The organism is Algoriphagus resistens (assembly GCF_001442615.1).
Taxonomy (GTDB): domain Bacteria; phylum Bacteroidota; class Bacteroidia; order Cytophagales; family Cyclobacteriaceae; genus Algoriphagus; species Algoriphagus resistens.
Window position 1 is genome coordinate 80,931 of the sequence record NZ_LMXN01000013.1, and the last position, 18,134, is coordinate 99,064.

Consider the following 18,134-nt stretch of genomic DNA (forward strand, 5'->3'; position numbering starts at 1 on the left):
ATTAATTTATTAGAATATTACAGGATTGCTTCACTAGATCTTTTGCTAGATGTGCGCTCCATGTTTTCCGAAAGCTTATCATACTCTTCCTGAGAACCCACGATGATCGGCTGTAACCTTCGCTGACCGGTACCGGCAGGAATCAAGTGACCTACGATTACGTTCTCTTTCAGACCTTTCAGCTCATCACGCTTACCTCTGATAGCTGCTTCAGAAAGAACTTTGGTAGTCTCCTGGAAGGAAGCGGCAGAGATAAATGATTCGGTACCCAAAGATGCGGCAGTGATACCCTGTAGCGTAGGTTTAGAAACCGCAGTCTCTGCATCACGTACCTGTACCAACTTAAGGTCCTTACGTTTCAGGCTGGAATTCTCATCTCTCAATCTTCTCGCAGAGATAATCATTCCGGGCTTCAATGTAGAAGAATCACCTGCATCCATGACCACTTTGCGGTCAAGAATATTATCATTCTCTTCTCTGAAAGCCCATTTGTCCACTACTTGGTTTTGTAGGAATCCGGTATCACCAGCATCAAGGATTTCAACTTTCTGCATCATCTGGCTTACAATCACCTCGATGTGCTTGTCATTGATTTTCACACCCTGAAGTCGGTAAACTTCCTGGATCTCATTCACCAAATACTCTTGAACTGCAGTTGGGCCTTTGATAGAAAGGATATCATTTGGAGTAATCGCGCCATCAGAAAGCGGCTCGCCGGCTCTGATAAAGTCATTCTCCTGAACCAGAATATGCTTAGAAAGAGATACCATGTATTTCTTGATCACACCATCTTTGGATTCGATGATAATTTCTCTGTTACCTCTCTTGATACCACCATAAGTCACGACACCATCGATCTCAGAAACTACCGCCGGATTGGATGGGTTTCTTGCCTCAAATAGTTCGGTAACTCTAGGAAGACCACCGGTAATATCCCTTGTCTTACCGACAGATCTTGGGATTTTCACCAAGATTTGACCGGACCTCACTTTATCACCTGCGTCAATCGCCAAGTGGGCTCCTACCGGAATGTTGTACGACTTAGTCTCTTCCCCATAGTTTACAATGATAGCAGGGTTCTTGGTTCTATCTTTTGTATCGATGATTACTTTCTCACGGAAACCTGTCTGATCATCGGACACTTCCTTATAGGTAACACCTTCCACAATTGCTTCAAATTCAATCTTACCGTCGAACTCAGAAAGGATAACTGCGTTGTATGGATCCCACTTACATAGGGTCTGGCCCTTGGTAATTTTCTCACCGTCTTTCACATTCACAATAGCACCATAAGGAGCGTGGTTAGACACTAAAGTCTTGCCCGTTTTAGGGTCATTGACTTTAATCTCTCCAGATCTGCCCATTACAACGGTGATATGCTCGCCATCTTTATTGGTAGTCTCGATCAATCTTAATTCATCATCGAATTCCACCACACCGTCAAACTTAGCGATCACACTGGCTTCAACAGCCATGTTTGATGCAGTACCACCTACGTGGAATGTTCTTAGCGTAAGCTGGGTACCTGGCTCACCGATAGACTGTGCCGCAATAACACCTACAGATTCACCTTCCTGTACCATATGACCGGTGGTAAGGTTTCTTCCATAACATTTGCCACAAACTCCTCTACGGGTTTCACAGGTCAGTACAGATCTGATCTCAACTTCATCGATTCCAGATTCATCAATAAGTCTTGCCACTTCGTCATTAATCTGAGAACCTGATTCTACGATCAATTCATCCGTAAGAGGATGGAAAATATCGTGGACAGAAACACGCCCCAAAACTCTTTCAGAAAGAGGTTCAACTATCTCGTCATTATCTCTCAATGGCTGCACAAGAAGTCCTCTCAAACTACCACAGTCATCTTCAGTGACAATCATATCCTGAGCCACATCTACAAGACGTCTTGTCAAGTAACCGGCATCAGCTGTTTTCAATGCAGTATCGGCAAGACCTTTACGTGCACCGTGCGTGGAGATAAAGTACTCCAATACATCCAGACCTTCTTTGAAGTTAGAAAGGATTGGGTTTTCGATGATCTCCCCTACAGAACCCTGAAGGTTTTTCTGTGGCTTGGCCATCAAACCTCTCATACCACCCAACTGACGAATCTGTTCTCTGGAACCTCGGGCTCCTGAGTGCATCATCATATAGATCGCATTAAATCCTTGTTTATCCTCTTCCATCTGCTTCATCAGATTATTAGTCAAATGGGAGTTGGTACGGGTCCAGATATCAATTACCTGATTGTATCGTTCGTTGTCGGTGATCAGCCCCATCAAGTAGTTGTTCCATACCTGGTCCACCTCTTCCTTGGCCTTATTGATCATCGGTTCTTTTTCTTCTGGGATGATTACATCATTCAATCCCATGGAAAGGCCGCCTTTGTAGGCCATCTGGAACCCTAGATGCTTGATGTCATCCAAGAATTGAGCTGTACGTGCCATTCCACATACCTTAACCACCTTAGCGATAATCTGCTGCAGTTTTTTCTTGGTCAAAAGCTCATTTACATAACCTACTTCTTTTGGTACAAATTGGTTGAAAATCAAGCGGCCGGCTACGGTCTCAATGATCTCATCCTTGTATCCTCCATCTTCGGTTCTTACCTGCACCTTGCATTTGATATTTGCATGCTTGGAGATTTTCTCTTCATTCAATGCAATAATCACTTCTTCAGTGCTGTAGAATGTCATTCCTTCACCGGCAACATGCTCTTCGGCAGTAGATTTCTTGCCCTTGGTCACGTAGTACAGACCCAACACCATATCCTGGGAAGGTACAGTAATCGGAGCTCCGTTAGCCGGGTTAAGAATATTGTGCGAGGAAAGCATTAAGGTAGAAGCCTCCAAAATCGCCTCATGTCCAAGAGGTACGTGAACTGCCATCTGATCACCGTCAAAATCGGCATTGAATGCAGTACATACCAAGGGGTGAAGCTGGATGGCTTTTCCTTCAATCAATTTTGGCTGGAATGCCTGGATACCTAGTCTGTGAAGTGTAGGAGCACGGTTAAGGAGCACAGGGTGCCCTTTCAATACGTTCTCCAAGATATCCCAAACCACAGGATCTTTACGGTCCACAATTTTCTTAGCAGATTTCACCGTCTTCACAATTCCTCTTTCGATCAGTTTTCTGATGACAAAAGGTTTGAAAAGCTCAGCCGCCATATTTTTAGGAAGACCACACTCGTGAAGCTTCAACTCTGGACCAACCACGATCACAGAACGACCGGAGTAATCCACACGCTTACCGAGCAAGTTTTGACGGAACCGGCCTTGTTTACCTTTCAACATATCAGAAAGGGATTTCAACGCACGGTTTCCATCGGATCTTACCGCATTTACTTTTCTGGAGTTATCGAACAGGGAATCTACAGCTTCCTGCAGCATTCTCTTTTCGTTTCTCAGAATAACTTCAGGAGCTTTGATATCAATCAATCGCTTCAGACGGTTATTTCTGATAATTACTCTTCTATAAAGGTCATTCAGATCAGAAGTCGCAAAACGACCGCCATCCAAAGGAACTAAAGGACGCAATTCAGGTGGAATAACAGGAACCATACGAACGACCATCCACTCTGGGCGGTTTTCGATTCTGGTTCTTGCATCACGGAACGCTTCTACTACTTTCAGTCTTTTCAGCGCTTCTGCTTTTCTCTGCTGAGAAGTATCAGTAGCTGCCTGGTGGCGAAGGGAGTAAGAAAGGTCATCCAGATCAATTCTTGCCAATAACATCTCCAACGCTTCAGCACCCATTTTGGCGATGAATTTATTGGGATCCTCATCGTCAAGCATGTGATTTTCCTTAGGAAGCTTGTCCATGATGTCCAAGTATTCATCTTCAGTCAAGAAATCCAGATACTGAACTCCCTCTTCTGCTTTGATACCTGGCTGAACTACCGCGTAACGCTCGTAATATACAATCTGGTCAAGCTTCTTAGTAGGAAGACCAAGAAGGTAACCGATTTTGTTGGGAAGAGATTTGAAATACCAAATGTGCGCAACCGGTACTACCAGTTCGATGTGCCCCATTCGCTCTCTTCTTACTTTCTTCTCTGTAACCTCTACACCGCAGCGGTCACAGATAATACCTTTATACCTGATGCGCTTATACTTGCCACAATGACATTCCCAATCTTTGACCGGACCAAAGATTCGCTCACAGAACAAACCGCCCATTTCAGGCTTGTAAGTTCTATAGTTGATGGTCTCTGGCTGGGTCACCTCACCGTTTGAGCTATCCAGAATAGATTCTGGGGAAGCCAAACTGATGGTGACTCTGGAAAAATCATTGTTAAGTTTTTTATTTTTTCTGAACGCCATAGTTTTTTGAAAGATATGTAAAGGGCTCTTGCGAGCCCATTCGCTTTATTAATCCAGGGTAATTTCAAGAGCCAGGCCTCTCAATTCATGAACCAATACATTGAATGATTCAGGAATATTAGGCTTAGGAAGGTTTTCACCCTTCACAATCGCTTCATAAGCTTTTGCTCTACCGATTACGTCATCAGACTTCACTGTCAGGATCTCCTGAAGTACGTGTGATGCACCGAATGCTTCCAGTGCCCAAACTTCCATCTCTCCAAAACGCTGACCACCAAACTGGGCTTTACCACCCAATGGTTGTTGCGTGATCAATGAGTATGGTCCGATGGAACGGGCGTGCATTTTATCATCTACCAAGTGACCAAGTTTCAGCATGTATGCGATACCTACTGTAATTGGCTGATCGAATTTCACACCCGAAAGACCATCATACAAGTAAGTACGTCCATAGGCCGGTAAGCCTGCCAACTCCAATTCGTGAGACACTTCTTCCATCGAAGCACCGTCAAAGATTGGGGTAGCATATTTCTTATCCAGCTTCTGACCGGCCCAAGCCAATACAGTTTCGAAGATCTGTCCGATGTTCATACGAGAAGGCACACCCAGTGGATTCAATACAATATCCATTGGGGTTCCATCCTCCAGGAATGGCATATCTTCGTCTCTTACGATCCTTGCTACGATACCTTTGTTACCGTGGCGACCAGCCATCTTATCACCTACTTTAAGCTTTCGCTTCTTCGCGATGTACACTTTGGCTAGTTGAACGATACCTGCAGGAAGCTCATCCCCTACCTCAAGAGTAAATCTTTCTCTCTTGAAAGTACCAGAGATCTCATTTCGTGAGTTTGTATAGTTTTTCACTAAATGAACAATTAACTCATTGGTATGAGGATCATTTGTCCAATCGTCAAGAACAATATCAGAAATAAGGTTTGCCTCTTCAGGAACATTGTAATTACTCTCATCTCTGTAAGGGTTCTTAGCAGGGAAAAGATTGTTTTCAATGTTCTTAGCATTGAATTTCTGACCTTTAGTGATAATCTCATCACCAAACTTATGCTTCACGCCTTGAGAGGTTTTGCCATCAAGGATAGTCACCATCTTGTTGATCATTCGTGCTCTGATGCCCAAAAGATCCTTAGAATATCTTCCCTTAAGTTTTTCAACCTCAGCTTTGGACTTGGCTCTTACGTCCTTGTCCTTCTTAGGTCTTGCAAACAGCTTCGTCTCGATTACAACACCATTCAATGAAGGAGAAGCTTTCAGGGAAGCATCTTTCACATCCCCTGCTTTATCACCGAAGATTGCCCGAAGCAATTTCTCTTCGGGAGTCGGATCAGTTTCACCTTTAGGAGTGATCTTACCGATGATGATATCCCCTTCTTTTACCTCAGCTCCAATCGCGATGATGCCATGCTCATCAAGATTCTTAACAGCCTCTTCAGAGACATTCGGGATTTCAGAGGTCAATTCTTCTTCACCTCTTTTCGTATCACGAACTTCCAACTGGAATTCTTCTACGTGGATGGAAGTAAAGATATCCTCTCTCACCACGCGCTCGGAGATCACGATCGCATCCTCGAAGTTGTATCCTTGCCAAGGCATGTACGCCACTTTAAGGTTTTTACCCAAAGCTAGCTCACCGTTATTAGTAGAATAGCCTTCAACCAACACCTGGCCTTTTTTCACTTTCTGTCCTTTCAGAACCAAAGGAGTAAGGTTGATCGTGGTATCTTGGTTAGTTCTTCTGAACTTGATCAGATCGTAAGTCTTGTATTCATCTGTGAAATTAACCAAAAGCTCATCATCAGTCAGATCGTACTTGATGGTGATTTTCTTCGCATCCACATAATCTACTACACCGTTTGCTTCGGCAATGATGAGTGATCTAGAATCTACAGCAGCTTTTGCTTCAAGGCCAGTACCCACAATAGGAGCTTCTGCTTTCAACAAAGGAACTGCCTGACGTTGCATGTTTGATCCCATCAATGCACGGTTGGCATCATCATGCTCCAAGAATGGAATCAAAGATGCAGCAACAGATACAATCTGGTTTGGGGCAACGTCCATGTAACTGATTTCAGAAGGCTCCAACACGGGGAAGTCACCTTCGAATCTTGCTTTTACTTTTTCATTGACAAACTTGCCAGCCTCATCCAAAGGAGCATTTGCCTGTGCAATGTTATGATTGTCTTCTTCTTCAGCGGTAAGGAATAAAATATCCTCCGCTTTCATGCTTACCTTGCCCTCTTTTACCTTACGGTACGGAGTTTCAAGGAAGCCCATTGAGTTCACCTTAGCATGGACACAAAGAGAAGAAATCAAACCAATATTGGGTCCTTCAGGAGTTTCGATAGTACACAGACGACCATAGTGCGTGTAGTGAACATCACGAACCTCAAAACCTGCTCTTTCTCTGGAAAGACCACCTGGACCCAATGCTGAAAGTCTTCTCTTATGGGTCAACTCTGCCAATGGATTGGTTTGATCCATGAACTGAGAAAGTTGGTTTGTTCCAAAGAAGGAGTTGATCACCGAAGAGAGTGTACGTGCGTTGATCAAATCGACCGGTTTGAAGTCTTCATTGTCACGAACGTTCATTCTTTCGCGGATCGTTCTGGCCATTCTGGCCAAACCTACACCGAATTGGCTGTATAGCTGCTCGCCTACGGTTCTTACCCGTCTATTGCTCAAGTGATCAATATCATCGACAACAGCTTTAGAGTTGATCAGTCCGATCAGGTATTTTACGATGTTGATAATATCTTCCTTGGTAAGGACGATTTTCTCAGAATCGATGTCAAGACCCAGTTTTTTGTTGATTCTATAACGACCAACTTCACCTAGGTCATAACGTTTGTCAGAGAAGAATAAGCTATGAATTACCTCACGAGCTGTAGACTCATCAGGAGCTTCAGTATTTCTCAACTGGCGGTAGATAACCTCCACAGCCTCTTTTTCAGAGTTAGAGCTATCTTTTTGTAATGTATTATAGATGATAGAGTAATCAGCCACATTCACATCTTCTCTATGGAGAATGATGCTCTTTGAGCCTGAATCCAAGATCATTTCGATATCTTCGTCTGTAAGTACAGTATCACGCTCTAGCAATACTTCATTTCTATCGATGGAAACTACTTCACCTGTATCTTCATCTACGAAATCTTCTACCCAAGTTCTTAGAACCCTTGCAGCAAGCTTACGCCCAGCCACTTTCTTCATTGCTGACTTCGTAGCATTGACTTCCTCTGATAGACCGAACAAATCGAGAATATCTTTATCGGAGCCATAGCCTATAGACCTTAGCAAGGTAGTGACCGGAAATTTCTTCTTACGATCGATGTATGCATACATGACATTGTTGATATCAGTAGCAAATTCAATCCATGATCCTTTGAAAGGTATAATTCTGGCAGAGTAAAGTTTCGTACCGTTTGTGTGCTTGCTTTGGGCAAAGAACACTCCCGGAGAGCGGTGAAGCTGTGAAACGATAACCCTTTCTGCACCATTAATTACAAATGACCCTTTCTCGGTCATATACGGAAGATTACCTAAGAATACTTCTTGCTCAATCGTTTCGAAATCTTCATTATCCTCATCGTGGCAAAGTAATCTCAACTTTGCTTTCAACGGTACAGAGTAGGTCAAGCCGCGGTCAATGCACTCGCTCACAGAATATTTCGGTGGGTCTACTGCATAATCAATAAACTCAAGAGTGAAATTCTCTCTTGAATCACTGATTGGGAAGTTTTCTGCGAATACTTTAAATAAACCGTCTGCCCGGCGCTTTTCTGCTGGCGTATCCAGTTGGAAAAAGTCTTTGAAAGACTGCAACTGAATATCGAGAAAATCCGGATAGCTTTTGACCACCTTAATGGAGGAGAAACTTTTCCTTTCGGTTTGATTCTTGATAGCCAAGGTAGTGTATGTTTATGGTGAAATATTAGTCTCGGAATAGTTCTATTTCCGATTAGAATAATGCAATTTTAAACCTGTGCATAAACAGGAAAAGACCTGACTATAATAGTCAGGTCTTAGGTGTGAACCCCAACCTAGCAGTTGCGGTTCAGCAAATTATTTGATCTCTACTTCAGCACCAGCTTCTTCCAAAGACTTCTTCAAGCCTTCAGCTTCGTCTTTAGCTACGCCCTCTTTCAATGCTTTAGGAGCTCCGTCAACTAGTTCTTTTGCTTCTTTAAGACCAAGACCAGTCAATTCTTTTACAAGTTTCACAACTGCCAGTTTTGATCCACCAGCGGCTTTCAAGATAACGTCAAAAGTAGACTTCTCTTCTTCGGCTGCAGCTTCTCCAGCACCAGCACCACCTGCTACAACCACTGCACCTGCAGCAGCTGGCTCGATGCCATACTGATCCTTAAGGATATCTGTCAATTCTTTAACTTCTTTTACAGTCAAGTTTACCAACTGATCTGCAAGTTGCGTAAGATCTGCCATTGTATTTGAAATTTAATATTTGTTTGAATAATTTTTTTTAACTTATTTTTCTTCTCTTTCAGCAAGTGTTTTAAGCACACCAGTAATATTGTTCTGGCCACTTTGCAATGCTGATAGAAGGTTCATTGCTGGAGATTGTAGCAAGCTGATTAGATCGCCTAGCAACTCCTGCTTTGATTTCAACTTAGAAAGCATTTCTAGATTTTCTTCACCAATGAAAATATCTGCATCGATAGAAGCCCCTTTGAATGCTGGCTTTGTTGCTTTTTTACCTAATTTTTTCCTAAAATCCAGCAATACATTTGCTGGAAGATTACTTGTCTCTTTTGAGAAAATAATTCCCGAGAATCCTTTCAATGCTTTATCTGACAACTCAGTGTAGTCGGCATCTAAATTTTCCAGTGCTTTGCTGATCAAGGTGTTTTTGTACACTTGGTACTCTACTCCTTTTTCAAAACAAGCTCTTCTGAATGCGTTCACCTGGGCTACAGAAAAACCTGAAGCATCGGTGATATAGAAGAAAGGGTTTTCTTTAAATTTCTCAGTAAGACCGTCGATTATTACTTTCTTTTCGTCTCTAGTCATGATTAAATTCCTTGAATGCTACCCTTGTCCACTGCAATCCCAGGAGACATTGTACTGGATAAATGAATACTCTTGAAATATGTCCCCTTAGATGAAGAAGGCTTCAGTTTAGAAATAGTAAGGATAAGTTCTTTCACATTCTCTTCGATCTGCGCTGCAGTGAAGGATGCCTTACCGATACCTGCGTGAATAATTCCAAATTTATCAACTTTGAAATCGATTTTACCCGCTTTTACTTCTCTTACTGCCTTAGCTACATCCAGAGTAACAGTTCCTGATTTAGGATTTGGCATAAGACCTCTTGGTCCTAATACTCTACCCAATCTACCTACTTTCGCCATTACGTTAGGCATAGTGATGATGACATCAATGTCAGTCCATCCGCCTTCGATTTTAGCTATATAGTCGTCCAAGCCTGCGTAATCTGCACCTGCTTCGGTTGCTTCTGCTACTTTGTCAGGAGTACAAAGGACCAATACTTTGATGTCTTTGCCTGTACCATGAGGAAGCGCAACAACGCCTCTTACCATTTGATCAGCTTTACGTGGATCTACACCCAGACGGATGTCAAGATCTACAGAAGCGTCAAACTTCGTCATAGTAATATCCTTCACGATAGTAGAAGCTGCCTCCAGGGAGTACACTTGGCTTGGGTCGTACTTAGAAAGAGCTTCTTTTTGCTTTTTTGTTAACTTAGCCATTGTTTTTTATTTATACTTCCCAAGGGGCTTTACCAGATACTGTGATTCCCATGCTTCGCGCTGTACCGGCCACCATTTTCATAGCAGACTCAACTTTGAAAGCATTAAGGTCAGGCATTTTAACCTCCGCTATCTCCTTAACCTGATCCCAGGTCACTGATCCTACCTTCTTACGGTTTGGCTCAGCAGATCCGCTTTTCACTTTCGCAGCCTCTAGCAACATATTTGCCGCTGGAGGAGTTTTTACTACGAAGTCAAAAGACTTGTCTGAGTAGATCGTAATCAATACAGGAAGCACCTGACCCATTTTATCCTGGGTTCGTGCATTGTACTGCTTACAAAACTCCATTATGTTCAGACCCTTGGAACCAAGAGCTGGACCTACTGGAGGCGACGGGTTTGCCTGGCCACCTTTCACTTGTAGTTTTAAATAACCAGTGATTTCCTTAGCCATTGCTTAGTCTTGTTTTTCTACTTGTATAAAGTTTAATTCGACAGGAGTATTTCGGCCGAAGATCTTAACCATAACATTAAGCTTTTTCTTCTCCTCAAATATCTCCTCTATTGTTCCGGTAAATCCACTGAAAGGACCGTCCATTACTTTGACAGTCTCTCCGACTATAAATGGTGTATCAAGTTTCTCTGCGAACTCATCAATCTCTTCAACCTTACCTAAGATACGGTTGATTTCTGACTGACGAAGTGGCTCAGGGGTTTTGGAAGCCCCGCCTGAGTTAGATCCTAAGAAACCGATTACTCCCGGAATACTTGTAATTACGTGATTGGCTTCACCATTGGAGAGATCCGCGTTGACTAAAACGTAACCAGGAAAGAAGTTTCTCTCTCTAACACGTTTTTTACCGTTGCGCATCTCATATACTTTCTCGGAGGGTATTAAGACTTCAGGAATAAAATCGCCAATATCCTGTCTGGTAATCTCATTATCCAGATAGGTTTTAGTTTTTTTCTCCTGTCCCGCTACTACTCTGAGTACGTACCATTTATGTTCAGCCATTCTGTAATGTCAATTCAATTAGAATAAATCATAAAACCATGTCATGATGTTCTCGAATCCAAGATCTACAACACCTATAAATAAGGCAAAGATCAGAGAGGCGACCAACACCAATACTGCACTATTTTGAAGAAATGAATACTTCGGCCATGTGACCTTATTCTTCATTTCATCATATGACTCCAGGACAAAGTTTTTTAGATTCATAGTGTACTTAACTTACTGGCACGGGCAGAGAGATTCGAACTCCCATCAACGGTTTTGGAGACCGCTATTCTGCCGTTGAACTATGCCCGTGTAAATGAACGTCCCGCTAATGGGAACGCAAAATTAGGTATTGATTACTAAAGAAACAAATGCGATCCCAAAATAATTTGAGATCGCATTGTATAATTAGTCAATCTATGATTGATGATTAGTCAAGAATTTCAGTAACCTGACCAGCTCCTACTGTTCTACCACCCTCACGGATCGCAAAACGAAGACCTTTCTCAAGAGCAACTGCGTTAAGCAAAGTTACTTCGATAGTCACGTTATCACCTGGCATTACCATCTCAACGTTTTCCGGAAGTTTGATCTCGCCGGTTACGTCTGTAGTTCTAAGGTAGAACTGAGGACGGTATTTGTTGAAGAATGGTGTGTGACGTCCACCTTCTTCTTTTGAAAGAACGTAAACTTCTGCGTTGAAGTGAGAGTGAGGTTTCACAGATCCTGGCTTACAGATAATCATACCACGTTTGATTTGTGATTTTTCAATACCTCTTAGCAATAGACCTACGTTATCACCTGCTTCACCTCTGTCAAGGATCTTACGGAACATCTCAACACCAGTTACTGTAGACTTAAGGCCTTCAGCACCCATACCGATAATGTCAACCGCTTCACCTGAGTTTACAACACCTCTTTCGATTCTACCAGTAGCCACAGTACCACGACCAGTGATCGAGAATACATCTTCAACAGGCATCAAGAAATCTTTATCAATTGCTCTTTCAGGAAGAGGGATATAAGAATCAACAGCGTCCATCAATTCCATTACAGTGTTAACCCATTTTTCTTCACCGTTTAATGCACCAAGTGCAGAACCAGCGATTACCGGAATATTGTCACCGTCGAATTCGTAGAAAGAAAGTAGTTCTCTGATTTCCATTTCCACAAGCTCAAGAAGCTCAGGATCATCCACCATATCTACTTTATTCATAAATACTACTAGCTGAGGTACACCTACCTGGCGAGCCAAAAGGATATGCTCTCTAGTCTGAGGCATAGGTCCATCAGTAGCTGCTACTACTAGAATAGCGCCGTCCATTTGGGCAGCACCCGTTACCATGTTTTTTACGTAGTCAGCGTGACCTGGACAATCTACGTGAGCATAGTGTCTTTTTTCAGTTTGATATTCTACGTGAGAGGTGTTAATGGTGATACCTCTTTCTTTTTCTTCCGGTGCGTTATCGATAGAAGAAAAGTCTCTTAATTCAGATAGACCCTTACTAGCCAGTACGGTAGTGATGGCAGCAGTCAAAGTGGTCTTTCCATGATCTACGTGACCAATCGTACCGATATTAACGTGCGGCTTGGAACGGTCGAATTGTGCTTTTGCCATGCGTGAAAATCCTCAGTTTAAGTTTAAAGATATATTTAATTTTTTCTAATGTAAGCCGAAATGAGCCAACGAGGGGATTTGAACCCCTGACCCCTTCCTTACCAAGGAAGTACTCTACCCCTGAGCTACGTCGGCTTAGACTCTTATGCTTCCCTAAGGAAATCCTTAGGGAAAACAAAGAGCGGGAGACGAGGCTCGAACCCGCGACCTGCAGCTTGGAAGGCTGCCGCTCTACCAACTGAGCTACTCCCGCTTGTAATCTTTCGAGATGAAACCATCTCTGCCGCTCTACCTCTACGTATACCGCCTTGCGGTAATACCTTGGAGAGCTACTTCCATAGTAACCTGGTCTTATCCAGATTATTTTTCGCCCAGCAAAATTAGAAAAAAATTTTGCATTCTGGCAATGGTGTGGGGGAAACAGGATTCGAACCTGTGAAGACTTAAGTCAACGGATTTACAGTCCGTCCCAGTTGGCCGCTTTGGTATTCCCCCGATTTGTGCTACATTTCCAGCCTTCGTCTCAGGCTTTTCTATCGTAACGGATGGCAAAATTATAGGCTTTTATTAAAGATTCAAAACATGCATTTCAAATTTGATGGGATTTTGTTGTTTTTATTTCCAAACAATTATAAATCAATGCCTTAATTTTCATCTTTTAGTGCTTCCATAAAATATTGATAGTACATTGTCAGTTCACTATCCGTCTCTTGGGCTGCTACCTCATTTATTTTCTTCAAAATCTCCTGATCATCAGAAAATCCCAGTAACCCCTGAAAAGCACCCAATCGCACATAACTCCTCGTATCATTTTTCATTTTCCCCAATAAATAATCGATTGCCTCCTCTTTGCCCTCTTCAGGCAAGCGGGTGAAATATTCGCTAAGGTACCCCAGATAATAATACAGCCCCTCCCCTGAAATAGTATTGGCCTGGTTCAGAAACCAATCACCTTTGCCGGCAACGGCGTTTGTGATATAATAATCTGCAACCGGAACCACTATACGGAAGTTATTTTCACTCGCATAGCTCTCCATCAATAAGGAATCGGGCTCCTGTGATTCCATGCTTACCAAACCCATCAAGGCAGATCCTGCGACCAGATAAGACGAATCCTTGGCTAATTCCAGAAAAGTAGAATAATAATCATCAGGGGAAAAGGCTGCCAACACGTCAATTGCCCCTGCCCTAACAGAATTTCGTGGATCATTCTCAGCCAGGTATACAACTTTCCGGGCTAATTCCGGAGTGTCGTCTAGCCATTCCGGGTTACCTTGGAGAATTGACAACGCTGATTCTCTTACCGACCAAAAATCATCCTCCAGCGCCTCAGGAAGGATTGATTCCAGTTCAGCCAGGGCCTCCCAGACTGCCAGGCTATCCAATGCCTCATATCTTGCTATCCCAAATTTAGAGTTCCTGAATTGTTGACGCATATAAGCTGGGCTTAACTCAATGGACTTCTTGGCAAGCAGATTTTTCTGCTCGTCCAAGAATAGCTGCTCAACAGGCACTTCATTCTCCAAGCCAATCTTCTGAAAAGCGTTGGTGATCATAAATCTCTTACTTTTATGCACGTTCCCTTCGTACCAGCTTACATCAAGTGGAAGCTTATAAAGTGGCGAAGTATTCAAATCCTGTAGCTGGGTAACGGATATTTGTACATTTTTTGGATTTGAATAATCTACCTCGAAATGAAGTTCCGGATGGCCCTTATCCAAAAACCATTGATTAAAGAACCAATTTAAATCCTCTCCACTGACCTTTTCAAATGCCATCCGGAGATCATTCACTTCAACATTTTCAAATGCATGCTCCTCTAGGTAAACCTTTAGACCAGCATAAAATGCTTCCTGTCCCAGGTATTCACGAAGCATGTGTACTATTGCCCCCCCTTTGGAGTAGCTATGAGAATCAAACATATCTTCCGGATCTTCATAGGTAAAGCGGATCAGCTCAACCTGCTTCGTCTCTGCTTCCAAAAAATAGTTTTCCATTTCTGAAATGAGTTTCAGCTTAGCTTCGTCCGCTCCATTCTTGTGCTCATTCCACAGAAACTCGCTGTAATTTGCAAACCCTTCATTCAAGGTAAGATTCGCCCAAGACTCTATGGTCACGTAGTCTCCAAACCACTGATGGAAAAGCTCATGGGCAATGATGTAATCCCACTCTGAATCAATTGCTTCCCGTTCAGTAAGGCGTAATTCCTCCATGAAAATGGAAATCGTTGTGTTTTCCATTGCCCCCGACACAAAATCCCTGACAACTACCTGGTCATACTTAGGCCAAGGATATTTTACTCCCAACAAATCCGAGAAGAAACCAATCATCTCCGGCGTATTCTTAAACACTTTTTCAGCTCCTTTTTCGTAACCTTTTTCAACAAAGTAACCTAAAGGAACATTCTCCCAAAAAGCTTCCACTTTCCCAAAATCCCCAATGGCGAAAGCAGCCAAATACGCTGAATGAGGAAATTTCATTTCCCAGTAATCTTTCCTCATTCCATTCCCCAGATCCTCCTGTCTGATCAATTCTCCATTTCCTACAGACACCAACGTATCAGAAACAGTCAGTTTAATCAGCTGGGTGAATTTGTTATTTGGTGAATCAATCGTTGGGAACCACTTGGAATTATGGGCAGTCTCCCCCTGAGTCCAGATCATCCTGGGTTTATCAGGTATCGTGTCCAGCGGATCAATGAAATAAAGCCCTTTGGTATCGGTAATAGCCTCGCTTCCAGCTCCGGGATTTCGCTCAGGAAAAGCGGTATAATCCAAGGCTATCTGGAAAGTATCTGATTTTGTCAGCGCTCTTGGCAGGTGAATATAGATTTTCCTCTTATCGTAGTCATAGGTTATGGATTCACGTTTTCCTTCTTGAATAAAAAAAATTTCGTCCAGTTCAAAATCCTGAGCATCAAGAACAAGCTCTCCAGTTGGATAAAAAAAAGGCTTGATAGTTAATTCGGCCTCGCCAAATACCGCTTGCCGCTGATAGTCAAAAGACAAGTCCAGGTCTGTATGCAAGATGTCAAAATCTTTTTTTGCCGAAGGTTTATAAGCCTCAAATGATGGTTTCTTCTGAGGAACGGGAATGTTCACAATCATGCTATCCACCGACTGTAAGGGCACCTCGGATACCTGAATCTCTTCAATCGGGCCGCCAGATTCTTCCTGGACTATCGGACGTGCTGACTTGCATGCTACTGCTAAAATCATAAAAAAAATAAGCTGATATACTATAGAATATAGCCGGAAGTATGGCTTTCTTACAGTCAATTGATTCATATTTAAAACGAATGAAAAAGAGTTGATTTTATTGGAAATTGTATATTCGACTTCAAATTAACAGGAATGTTTACAGTAACTATCCAGAACAAGAGCTATTCAGTAGAAAAAACAGAAGAAGCTATCCACGTAAATAACCAAACGATCAACTGGGATCTGCAATGGATCTCTGATCGAAAAATTCATCTTATTTATGAAAATAAGTCTATAGAAGCAGAATTGATTTCACTCGACGAACTCACCAAAACTATTCAAATCAAGCTCGGAAATAAAACATCCAGCCTCCAGCTCAAGGATAGGTTTGATCTGCTTTTGGAACAAATGGGGATGAATAATACGGCTTCTCTGGCTTTAAAAGAGATAAAAGCCCCTATGCCCGGACTGATACTAGACTTAAAAGTAAAAGCCGGGGACGAAGTCAAAAAAGGGGAAGTGCTACTGATTTTGGAGGCCATGAAAATGGAAAACATCCTTAAATCACCTGGAGATGGTGTAGTGAAAGCCGTGAAAGTATCTCTCAATGAAAGTGTGGAAAAAAACCAAGTCTTGATTCAATTTTAGCTTTTAACCCTAGCATAATGAGTTGAAGAAATTATATTTGTCGGATTATTTTGTGCTAACCGGGCTTTCCTCGGTTCTTTTTCAGTCAGTTTTGATCGTGCTAGTTAAACTTTCAATAGAAAAAGCAATGCCTCTAATAATCGTGTTCAAGCGATAATCAACCTCTGAAAAACTAGACCAAACATATGAAATCGAGCATGACGAAAGCGTCACACAGCAGAATTACTAGCTGACTTGAAAGATTCCATGTGTCCTTTAAAAGACAAATTATAACCATATGAAATACAAGAGAATACTGCTCAAACTCAGTGGAGAAGCGTTAATGGGTGACAAGAGTTATGGCATTGATCCGGTAAGACTTCAGCAATATACCCAGGAGATCAAAAAAGTACAGGACATGGGTGTGGAAATTGCAATTGTGATCGGTGGCGGCAATATTTTCAGAGGGGTCCAGGCAGAGCAATCAGGAATAGACAGAGTACAGGGGGACTACATGGGGATGCTGGCTACACTGATCAATGCGATGGCCCTGCAAAGTGCACTTGAGCAAGGTGGAATGTATACACGCTTAATGTCTGGTATCAAGATCGAAAGTGTGTGCGAACCTTTTATCCGCAGAAGAGCAATCCGTCACCTGGAAAAGGGACGTATTGTGATTTTCGGGGCAGGCATTGGCAATCCTTATTTCACCACCGACTCTACCGCAAGCTTAAGAGCTATAGAGGTGGAAGCAGACATCGTATTGAAGGGAACAAGAGTGGATGGCGTCTATACAGCTGATCCGGAAAAAGATTCAACAGCCACAAAATATAAAACTATTTCGTTTCACGAAGTGTATGAAAAGAACCTCAACGTCATGGATATGACGGCTTTTACCCTTTGTCAGGAAAACAACCTTCCCATCATTGTATTTGACATGAATGTGGCGGGGAATCTTAGCAAATTGGTACAAGGCGAAGAAATCGGTACTTTGATCACTTCTCTTTAAGCTAAAAAATCATGGAAGAAATCGAACTATACTTAGACGAAGCAAAGGAATTGATGCAGAAAGCAGTGGATCATACTTCTGCCGAACTTTTGAAAATCCGCGCAGGCAAGGCTATGCCAAATCTACTGGATGGTATCATGGTTCAGTATTACGGTGCCAATACCCCACTGAACCAAGTCTCTTCCGTAAATACCCCCGATGCGCGCACGCTCTCCATCAAGCCTTTTGAACGCTCGATGATCTCTGAGATAGAAAAGGCGATCATCAATTCAGACCTTGGTCTAGCCCCTCAAAACAATGGAGAAGTAATCATTCTTACTATTCCAGCTCTTACTGAAGAGAGACGTATTTCTCTGGTAAAGCAAGCAAAACATGAGTGTGAGGGAGGAAAAATCTCGCTAAGAACGGTACGCAAGGACATCAATGACGAGCTCAAAAAGCTTCAAAAAGAAGGTGCTGCAGAAGATGAAATAAAAAGAGCCGAAGATGTGGTACAAAAACTCACTGACCAGTTTTCAGCTAAAATAGATGAGCTGCTCGCAAAAAAAGAAATAGACATCATGAAAGTCTGATACTATAAAAACCCGGCCTGAAACCGGGTT

General features: G+C 42.5%; 13 protein-coding genes and 4 tRNA genes. 3 read left to right on the plus strand and 14 right to left on the minus strand.

All coding sequences use genetic code 11. From position 1 onward, the window contains the following. Positions 1-17: 17 nt before the first annotated feature. The 14 genes from rpoC to AS141_RS19980 form a co-directional block, all read right to left on the minus strand. Positions 18-4,331 carry a DNA-directed RNA polymerase subunit beta' gene (gene rpoC / locus AS141_RS19915; RefSeq protein ID WP_057939463.1) on the minus strand — a complete coding sequence of 1,438 codons (4,314 nt, stop codon included), beginning with the start codon at positions 4,329-4,331 and terminating at the stop codon, positions 18-20. A gap of 48 nt (positions 4,332-4,379) precedes the next feature. Next, entirely contained in the window at positions 4,380-8,255 is a 3,876-nt protein-coding gene (gene rpoB / locus AS141_RS19920) for a DNA-directed RNA polymerase subunit beta (RefSeq protein ID WP_057939464.1), read from the minus strand. Between the two features lie 156 nt (positions 8,256-8,411). After that, on the minus strand, positions 8,412-8,792 hold the full coding sequence (gene rplL, locus AS141_RS19925) for a 50S ribosomal protein L7/L12 (RefSeq protein ID WP_057939465.1): 381 nt from the start codon (positions 8,790-8,792) through the stop codon (positions 8,412-8,414). A 42-nt stretch (positions 8,793-8,834) separates the two neighbouring features. Then, positions 8,835-9,377, minus strand: coding sequence for a 50S ribosomal protein L10 (gene rplJ / locus AS141_RS19930; protein WP_057939466.1), 543 nt, complete (start codon positions 9,375-9,377; stop codon positions 8,835-8,837). A 2-nt stretch (positions 9,378-9,379) separates the two neighbouring features. After that, entirely contained in the window at positions 9,380-10,078 is a 699-nt protein-coding gene (rplA, locus tag AS141_RS19935) for a 50S ribosomal protein L1 (RefSeq protein WP_057939467.1), read from the minus strand. Between the two features lie 10 nt (positions 10,079-10,088). After that, positions 10,089-10,532 carry a 50S ribosomal protein L11 gene (gene rplK / locus AS141_RS19940; RefSeq protein WP_057939468.1) on the minus strand — a complete coding sequence of 148 codons (444 nt, stop codon included), beginning with the start codon at positions 10,530-10,532 and terminating at the stop codon, positions 10,089-10,091. Positions 10,533-10,535: 3 nt separating this feature from the next. Next, positions 10,536-11,093: a transcription termination/antitermination protein NusG gene (nusG, locus tag AS141_RS19945; protein ID WP_057939469.1), complete on the minus strand. Its 558-nt coding sequence runs from the start codon at positions 11,091-11,093 to the stop codon at positions 10,536-10,538. 18 nt (positions 11,094-11,111) lie between these two features. Continuing rightward, entirely contained in the window at positions 11,112-11,300 is a 189-nt protein-coding gene (gene secE, locus AS141_RS19950) for a preprotein translocase subunit SecE (protein WP_008203051.1), read from the minus strand. Positions 11,301-11,316: 16 nt separating this feature from the next. Next, positions 11,317-11,390, minus strand: a tRNA-Trp gene (locus AS141_RS19955). Positions 11,391-11,508: 118 nt separating this feature from the next. Beyond that, entirely contained in the window at positions 11,509-12,696 is a 1,188-nt protein-coding gene (tuf, locus tag AS141_RS19960) for an elongation factor Tu (protein ID WP_057939470.1), read from the minus strand. A gap of 63 nt (positions 12,697-12,759) precedes the next feature. Beyond that, positions 12,760-12,831: transfer RNA gene (locus AS141_RS19965), tRNA-Thr, on the minus strand. Between the two features lie 45 nt (positions 12,832-12,876). Then, a tRNA-Gly gene (locus AS141_RS19970) sits at positions 12,877-12,949 on the minus strand. A 159-nt stretch (positions 12,950-13,108) separates the two neighbouring features. Further along, positions 13,109-13,191: transfer RNA gene (locus AS141_RS19975), tRNA-Tyr, on the minus strand. 149 nt (positions 13,192-13,340) lie between these two features. Then, positions 13,341-15,914: a M1 family aminopeptidase gene (locus tag AS141_RS19980; protein WP_087149449.1), complete on the minus strand. Its 2,574-nt coding sequence runs from the start codon at positions 15,912-15,914 to the stop codon at positions 13,341-13,343. A 135-nt stretch (positions 15,915-16,049) separates the two neighbouring features. On the opposite strand from AS141_RS19980, the gene AS141_RS19985 reads away from it, so the two are divergent. The 3 genes from AS141_RS19985 (at position 16,050) to frr (ending at position 18,104) form a co-directional block, all read left to right on the plus strand. After that, positions 16,050-16,544: an acetyl-CoA carboxylase biotin carboxyl carrier protein subunit gene (locus AS141_RS19985; protein WP_057939472.1), complete on the plus strand. Its 495-nt coding sequence runs from the start codon at positions 16,050-16,052 to the stop codon at positions 16,542-16,544. A 277-nt stretch (positions 16,545-16,821) separates the two neighbouring features. Continuing rightward, positions 16,822-17,532 carry a UMP kinase gene (gene pyrH / locus AS141_RS19990; protein WP_057939473.1) on the plus strand — a complete coding sequence of 237 codons (711 nt, stop codon included), beginning with the start codon at positions 16,822-16,824 and terminating at the stop codon, positions 17,530-17,532. 11 nt (positions 17,533-17,543) lie between these two features. Beyond that, the gene (frr, locus tag AS141_RS19995) at positions 17,544-18,104 is read left to right on the plus strand and encodes a ribosome recycling factor (protein ID WP_057939474.1); all 561 of its coding nucleotides are present in this window, start codon (positions 17,544-17,546) and stop codon (positions 18,102-18,104) included. Positions 18,105-18,134: the final 30 nt, after the last annotated feature.

Excerpts from the sequence above, each read along its gene's own strand:
- rplJ (WP_057939466.1), bottom strand. The coding sequence starts at position 9,377 with ATGACTAGAGACGAAAAGAAAGTAATAATCGACGGTCTTACTGAGAAA.
- AS141_RS19980 (WP_087149449.1), bottom strand. The coding sequence starts at position 15,914 with ATGATTTTAGCAGTAGCATGCAAGTCAGCACGTCCGATAGTCCAGGAA.
- secE (WP_008203051.1), bottom strand. The coding sequence starts at position 11,300 with ATGAATCTAAAAAACTTTGTCCTGGAGTCATATGATGAAATGAAGAAT.
- rplA (WP_057939467.1), bottom strand. The coding sequence starts at position 10,078 with ATGGCTAAGTTAACAAAAAAGCAAAAAGAAGCTCTTTCTAAGTACGAC.
- rplL (WP_057939465.1), bottom strand. The coding sequence starts at position 8,792 with ATGGCAGATCTTACGCAACTTGCAGATCAGTTGGTAAACTTGACTGTA.
- rplK (WP_057939468.1), bottom strand. The coding sequence starts at position 10,532 with ATGGCTAAGGAAATCACTGGTTATTTAAAACTACAAGTGAAAGGTGGC.
- nusG (WP_057939469.1), bottom strand. The coding sequence starts at position 11,093 with ATGGCTGAACATAAATGGTACGTACTCAGAGTAGTAGCGGGACAGGAG.
- pyrH (WP_057939473.1), top strand. The coding sequence starts at position 16,822 with ATGAAATACAAGAGAATACTGCTCAAACTCAGTGGAGAAGCGTTAATG.
- rpoC (WP_057939463.1), bottom strand. The coding sequence starts at position 4,331 with ATGGCGTTCAGAAAAAATAAAAAACTTAACAATGATTTTTCCAGAGTC.
- AS141_RS19985 (WP_057939472.1), top strand. The coding sequence starts at position 16,050 with ATGTTTACAGTAACTATCCAGAACAAGAGCTATTCAGTAGAAAAAACA.
- frr (WP_057939474.1), top strand. The coding sequence starts at position 17,544 with ATGGAAGAAATCGAACTATACTTAGACGAAGCAAAGGAATTGATGCAG.
- tuf (WP_057939470.1), bottom strand. The coding sequence starts at position 12,696 with ATGGCAAAAGCACAATTCGACCGTTCCAAGCCGCACGTTAATATCGGT.